Genomic DNA, 6,867 nt, shown 5'->3' on the forward strand with positions numbered 1-6,867 from the left:
ATATTATGGATACTCAACATCAAATTACCAATACCGCAAATGGTGTTCTGCTCAATATCAACGAAAATGGCCGTAAAGTTATTTTCATTTTTGCTACAGTACTTTGTTTAACACCTTTTGTTAGTCCGGCTGTTGCCTTGCTTATGGGTTTGGTGGTGGCGCAGCTTACCGGGCATCCATATTTGCACCTCAACCATAAAGCCACGCACATTTTATTGCAGGTTTCGGTGGTGGGTCTAGGCTTCGGTATGAATTTGCACAGCGCAGTGCAGGCCGGTAGAGAGGGCATTGTTTTCACCATCTTTTCTATCCTGGGCACGCTCACCTTTGGCTACCTTATGGGCCGCTGGTTACGTATCGAACAAAAAACATCTTACCTAATTTCGGCTGGCACTGCCATTTGCGGGGGAAGCGCCATTGCGGCTATATCACCTGTAATTAAGGCTGAAGAGAAACAGATCTCGGTGGCGCTTGGCTGCGTATTTATCCTCAACTCTATCGCCTTATTTATATTCCCGGTTATCGGCCATCACCTAAATTTATCGCAAACCCAATTTGGGTTATGGTGCGCCATTGCCATACACGACACCAGCTCGGTAGTTGGTGCAGCCAGCAAATATGGCCCGCATGCCCTGGAAGTTGCAACCACCGTTAAACTGGCAAGAGCCCTATGGATTATCCCGGTGGCATTTGTATCAACCTTTGTGTTCAAGAACCAATCGAAGAAAATCAGCATCCCCTATTTTATTGCTTTGTTTGTGCTGGCCATGGTAGCCAACACTTACATTCCGGCTATGGCAATAGTCAGCCCGTTTGTAATTATTGTTGCCAATGCGGGGCTTACTTTAACCCTGTTTTTAATTGGCGCAGGGTTGTCACGCAAGGTGCTGGCATCGGTAGGCTTCAAGCCGCTGCTACAAGGTGCGGTATTGTGGGTGGCTATATCTGCAACGGCACTTTATGCGGTAATGCACCTGGCTTAAGAATAGGAAAGAAGCCGACTAACTAATGGTTAATTTTAGCCCCCCCCCCAGTATATGATGCCGACTTGTTTTTGACATTTTTCTTTTTGATTATCAAATCAATAGCCTCTAAAGACACAATTTACAACAAACAATTCTGCTTTAATTTAAGTTACAGTTAACTGAAAGTTGAATTAGTATTTATTAAAATTGGATTGCTATAGAGAAACAGCTACTTATTTATTAACCAGAAACACATATTTTAACATGAAAAAGTCCCTTTTAATAGTAGCCGCATCTTTAGTTGCATGCTTTACGGCAAACCAAACATTTGCCCAAACACAAGATACTACTAAGAAAAACCCAACAACGCCCACTACAACCACCGCTGCTGCAGCACCAACTTTAGATGTAGCAGCCATATTATCAGCCAGCGCCGATTACTCTACCGCAGCATCAGCCGTTAAAGCAGCCGGTGTTGAGAACGACTTAAAGGCAACTGGCCCATTTACCGTATTTGCACCAAACAATGTGGCGTTTAGCAAGCTACCCGCCGGTAAGTTGGATAGTTTAATGAAAGACCCAACCAAACTGGCCACCTTAGTAAAAGGCCACGTGGTAACAGGCCACTATGGCAAAGCCGAAATTATTAAAGCCCTAACTACAGGTAAAGGCAAGGCTACATTAACCACTATAGATGGCCAGACCTTAACCTTATCTGTGAGCCCTAACAAAACCCTGCAATTAACCAACGCAGCCGGCAACTCGGCCGAAGTGGTATTATATGATATGATGGGTACCAATGGCGTAGTAAACGGTATTAACGCCGTACTTGCGCCAACTAAATAATTCGATATTTTTTTAAATCCTGAAAGAGCCTGCATGTTACAAAACATTCAGGCTCTTTTATTTGATACGTAAAAAGCTTACCTTGTATAAGCTTGTGTTACAGGTGCATGATACCGTTGGCAAGCATATTTTTGATTATTTGTTGATCTCAAACCGCCAATAAATATGAAAACGCTTTTAGTGCCAACCGACTTTTCTTCGCCAGCCGAGAATGCGGCGGTTTATGCCATGCATCTCGCCAAAGGCATACGGGCCAATATTAAATTGTGCCATGCCACCAAGGTATTTAACAACATGTTTTACCCGGCACAGGTTACCTGGCCTATAGATGATATGCCAGAGGTTGACGAAGGCGCAACCGAATCACTAAAATTAATGGCCGGGCGGTTAAGCCATCAAAGCCAGTTACAATATCACGGCGAAGGCTTTCAACCCGAAGTGAGCTACTGCAGCGAGTGCGGCGAAACCACCGACGTAATTACCAACACTGTAACCCGCGAGCGTATGCCCCTGGTGGTAATGGGTATGGCGGCAGCAGGCGGTATAAGCCGGATGCTTTTTGGTAGCAGCTCTAACAGTTTAATAGAACATGCGCACTTCCCGGTGTTATTGGTACCGGCTACGTATAAATTTAAGCCGATAAAAAAGATAGCCTTCGCCACCACACTTAAAAAGGAGGATATAGCGGTAGTGCATGCCCTTGCTGGCCTGGCTAAATATATGCAGGCCGATATTTTACTCACCCACGTTACTGACGAAAGCCACGACGGCCCCGGCGTTAAGGAGCGCAGCGACGCCTTTTTAAAAGAGGTTTGCAACAAGGCCAATTACGACCGCATTTACTACAGCCTCATTAAAGGCCACGATGTAGACAAAGGCCTCGACTGGCTCGCAGAACACGGGCAGATAGACATGTTGGTATTGGTTCATCATAACCACGGTTTTATAAAACGGATATTTGGCGAAAGCATCACCCTATCTATGGCAACGCATACAACCATACCATTGTTGGTTTTCTCCGGCAGAGCGGGTGCTGTATTACCGGCTTTTTAACGTTGGTTTTACGCTGCGGGTGGTGCAGTGGTGCAATGTTCCATGTGCACCACTGTGTTCCAACTTAAAAGTCATTTCCATATAAATACATCGATATAAGTAACTAATTTTTAAATACTTAACCAACATACTTAAAAGTTATAAAAACAGGATGATGTTCCACTTTTGATGACTTTTAAGTATTTTTTGATGTCAATACTCCGCCAGCAGAATATTGGAGGAAATTGTGTAGCGAGGGTGCTTTGATAATTCAAAATGAAAAGTCTAAATTCCCAGCCCCGGGCGGGGTGCGGCTGGTTTGGGTTCTGACAAGTCCAGAAGACTCCTGCGGAGGAGGAGTTTCGTTCCCAATTCAATTGCATAAACCCCTCTCTGCTACAGCAAGGCTCTCCTTGTTTAGGTGATCAAGCGGGAATGAATTATAACGTCAACCGAAATCAATGAGATTCCATAATTTATTATTTTATTTGATTATCTGCCTGTTGAGTAGCTATTGTAAGCCAAATGCAGGCAATGATTACAAAATAAGAGTTGATTTTCGGTTTGGAAAGAAGTTTGTTAGTATTAAAATAAATGAGGATGGTAAAGCTTATGCAGTTAAAGGTAGCAGTAATAATTACACTGATGCCTTTAAAGTCATAGATTCGAAAATGAGCCAACAATTTACACTTGATTCAGTTAAACAATTTTATAAAGCGGTTCGTGAATTAGGAGAAAAAGATAATTTAATAAGAGGAAATATAACCGACGGCATGAGAACTGAAATATATTATGAAGGGAAAAAAGTTTATGACGCATATTCGAGTAATAGGTTTTTTTGGGATTTGTTTAGGCCAATAATGGACGAAATACCAAGGGGTTATAGTCCATTTAGACCTGCTGATAATGTGTTTGATTATTAAATTTATAAGCCATAGTGCTCAAGACTAACTATTACCGACGGTTAAGTTGACAGGGAATCCCTCCACTACCGCAAGGCTCCGCCTTGTGGTAAAACACCCGATAAAAATCTCATAAACGCACAAAGCCCGGCAAAACTCGCCGGGCCATGTTCTCAACATATCAACACACAGCGCAAAATTAGGCTATTAAGCATTTCGAAAAAGTGACGAAGATCATTTTCCGCCATGACGCCCGTCATGGTGCAGGTGGCCGTTTCTGCCGACATTTGTTATATCAAAACAAAACGATTATGGCAACTCTAAAAGCAATTGATCAAGTAAGCTGGACCGCTGAACATCATACCGAAAATAACTTTAATCTGTGGACTAAATTTATAGCCTGGACAGATAGCCAAAAACCAAACCACACTTTGTGGTTCTTTATAACCTTAATCGGTCAGGGTGTGTTATTTTTACCTGTACCTGCCGTATTAATGTACTACTATGATGCCCCAATAGGCGTATTGGCCGTAACCATGGTATGTTTTTTCACCACCATTATAGCCAACATGGGTGGCGAAGGTATCCGCACAACACTTACACTGTTAGCGGCAAGTACCATCATCCACGTAGCAATGGTGCTAGCATTTGTGTTCTAATAATTTTCCATATACAATCAGAGTTCAAATACGTAAAGAGCGGCCTTCGGGCCGCTTTTTTTGTGGAATAAACTTCCTGTCCGTCCCATCCCCCTCTCGCACATCCCGTTACACGGCGGACACTTACGATACCAATCTTCGATAGTCTGAAGACTATCAGCATAATCATTCGAAGTCGGAGACTTCGAACAGCAGTGGCTAATCAATAATCTCAATTCCGTCGATCAGGTTGAAATATTTATTATATAGTAAGAATTGCGCGAGTTTTGCTAACTTAAATTCATCAGAATTTTTACCAAGACTGAATTTTTCATATAGCGTCAACGAATTAAAGGACTGCGCTATCCAATCTGTTACAGTAAATTCATAATCTTCTTTGATAGCCTTCGTCGAGCCATCCTTTATCCCGTAAGCCAAGCCAATACCGTCAATTTGGTAATCCCTGATCGTATCCATAAAAAATTCGGCCAATTCAGAATTATCGATGATATAATTGACGATTTTTAAGTTTTTCTTGAAATTGATATTATCTCCAGGCAACAGGTCGATCAAAATAGCTGCTTTTTTCTTCTGTTCATGTGACATCATAGGTCCGATTCTCTTGGCAAACACGGCTAACGCCAGGCTATACCAAGCAAGGCTGACCGCATGGCCGTATGAAATTTGCTCATCAGCCAATGTCACGCTATTTGAAAAGTCGTCTGTAAATGGAACCAAGCCGTATTTGTTTAGAATTACTTTACCACTTTGTAAAACTGATGTGCGTTCGTTCCAACTGCTAACGCCCAATGGTATAACAGTGCCTTTTTCTATACAGTCGATAATATAATCTTGTACTTTCATTCTTCGATCCAAGCCCCTTGCTTTTTTGAATTGTAATATCTTTAATAATTTTTCCCGTTCTACATTTAAAAAATTAACTAATGTAATGCTTAAGTAAGGATGAGAAGTATTGTGGATTAGCTCACTCGGGCAGGCATCTGTATAAGTTATAGTAAACTCCCTTCTTGAGAGTGTTTCAATTGGACTCATGAACTTTAATATTATTTGCCGTTAATTCGACTCGATGGAATTGAAAAAATTAGACATTTGACCAATTCGCGGTAATCCAATCTTCAATTTTCTTATGAGTTCTTATGTTTGATGGCACATCAAGCCTAATCATTTTTTCAATCTTCCTATAGGTAGCCAAGCTAGGGTTAGTCCAACGTTTATTCCCTAGGTGATTAATAAAATAAAGAACTTCATATCCTTCAGTTCTATTTAACTCGGACCAATCTGTCCCACGAATGTAATAAGGATTGTCATGATCTGCCCTTGCCGACCATTTGTAATAATCGCCATCGTCGTAAAGCATTTCTGATCTTAAGTAGCTCATAAAAGTTAGATTTAGGTTTATTGATAGTTTTCTTAATCACTAACTTATCAAAAACATTATCAACTCGCCACCGTTTAAACACCCATATTTATTTCTCTTAAATTCATATCAGCACCACTATCAGTTAATTATATTCCTGTCTGTCCGTCCGCTCCCCTTCCCGCACACCCCATTACACGGCGGACACTTTCATCACGCAACCTTCGATAGTCTGAAGACTATCAGCATAATCATTCGAAGTCGGAGACTTCGAACAGCAAAGACAGCAAAGTTGAGAGAATTGCCACCACCGAACCCTGAATACCCCAACCATTGTGGCCTCTTGATTTTCGGGTAGCACTGTCCCTGCTTAAACACTGACTTCCAAAGAAAATAAAGCAGCCACGAGTTCTGTTATTCACGGTGTGTTTATTTCTGGTGTTCATGAGATCGCTACGCTAAGTCTCTTGGTACTTCTTTCTTGCGGAAAGAAAGAAGTACATCCACTGACGATTCATATTACCCACTACCATTCCTAATGGAAAACGGATGTACGCGCATACTTAGCGTGTGGGGTGCTGAAACAAGTTCAGCATGACGAGTGGTATCGTTGTGGTTATGAAAATGCCCCACAGAACCCTCCATACCCCAACCATTGTGGCCTCTTGATTTTCGGGTAGCACTACCCCTGCCCACGCACTGACTTCCGTAGAAAATAAAGCAGCCACGAGTTTTTTCTTTTGGTACTTTTCTTTTTTTCGGCAAAAAAAGAAAAGTACATCCACTGACGATTCATATTGTTCACTGCCTTCCCTAATGGAAAACGGCCACGCGCATATACTTGGCCCGTGGGGTGCTGAAACAAGTTCAGCATGACGAGTGGTATCGTTGTGGTTATGAAAATGCCCCACAGAACCCTCCATACCCTAACCATTGTGGCCTCTTGATTTTCGGGTACCACTATCCCTGCCCACGCACTGACTTACGTAGAAAATAAAGCAGCCACGAGTTTTTTCTTTTGGTACTTTTCTTTTTTTCGGCAAAAAAAGAAAAGTACATCCACTGACGATTCATATTGTTCACTGCCTTCCCTAATGGAAAACGGA

7 protein-coding genes are annotated in these 6,867 nt (G+C 42.0%); 5 read left to right on the top strand and 2 right to left on the bottom strand.

Annotated elements, in window-relative coordinates; translation table 11 throughout:
• Window positions 1-5 precede the first annotated feature (5 nt).
• The 5 genes from GSY63_RS02605 to GSY63_RS02625 all read left to right on the top strand — a co-directional run bounded on the left by GSY63_RS02605 (window position 6) and on the right by GSY63_RS02625 (window position 4,404).
• Entirely contained in the window at window positions 6-983 is a 978-nt protein-coding gene (locus GSY63_RS02605) for a YeiH family protein (protein ID WP_166584263.1), read from the top strand.
• Between the two features lie 246 nt (window positions 984-1,229).
• Complete coding sequence (locus GSY63_RS02610) at window positions 1,230-1,811, top strand: fasciclin domain-containing protein (protein ID WP_166584264.1); 582 nt, start codon at window positions 1,230-1,232, stop codon at window positions 1,809-1,811.
• A gap of 165 nt (window positions 1,812-1,976) precedes the next feature.
• Complete coding sequence (locus GSY63_RS02615; protein ID WP_166584265.1) at window positions 1,977-2,864, top strand: universal stress protein; 888 nt, start codon at window positions 1,977-1,979, stop codon at window positions 2,862-2,864.
• A 440-nt stretch (window positions 2,865-3,304) separates the two neighbouring features.
• Window positions 3,305-3,766, top strand: coding sequence for a hypothetical protein (locus tag GSY63_RS02620; protein ID WP_166584266.1), 462 nt, complete (start codon window positions 3,305-3,307; stop codon window positions 3,764-3,766).
• 203 nt (window positions 3,767-3,969) lie between these two features.
• On the top strand, window positions 3,970-4,404 hold the full coding sequence (locus tag GSY63_RS02625) for a hypothetical protein (RefSeq protein ID WP_166584267.1): 435 nt from the start codon (window positions 3,970-3,972) through the stop codon (window positions 4,402-4,404).
• Window positions 4,405-4,602: 198 nt separating this feature from the next.
• Here the strand turns inward: GSY63_RS02625 and GSY63_RS02630 are convergent, their stop codons facing one another.
• Window positions 4,603-5,436 (bottom strand): hypothetical protein, encoded by an 834-nt coding sequence (locus GSY63_RS02630; RefSeq protein WP_166584268.1) that lies wholly within the window; start codon window positions 5,434-5,436, stop codon window positions 4,603-4,605.
• Between the two features lie 49 nt (window positions 5,437-5,485).
• Window positions 5,486-5,782, bottom strand: coding sequence for a hypothetical protein (locus GSY63_RS02635; protein ID WP_166584269.1), 297 nt, complete (start codon window positions 5,780-5,782; stop codon window positions 5,486-5,488).
• Window positions 5,783-6,867 lie beyond the last annotated feature (1,085 nt).

It is taken from the genome of Mucilaginibacter agri (assembly GCF_009928685.1).
GTDB lineage: Bacteria > Bacteroidota > Bacteroidia > Sphingobacteriales > Sphingobacteriaceae > Mucilaginibacter > Mucilaginibacter agri.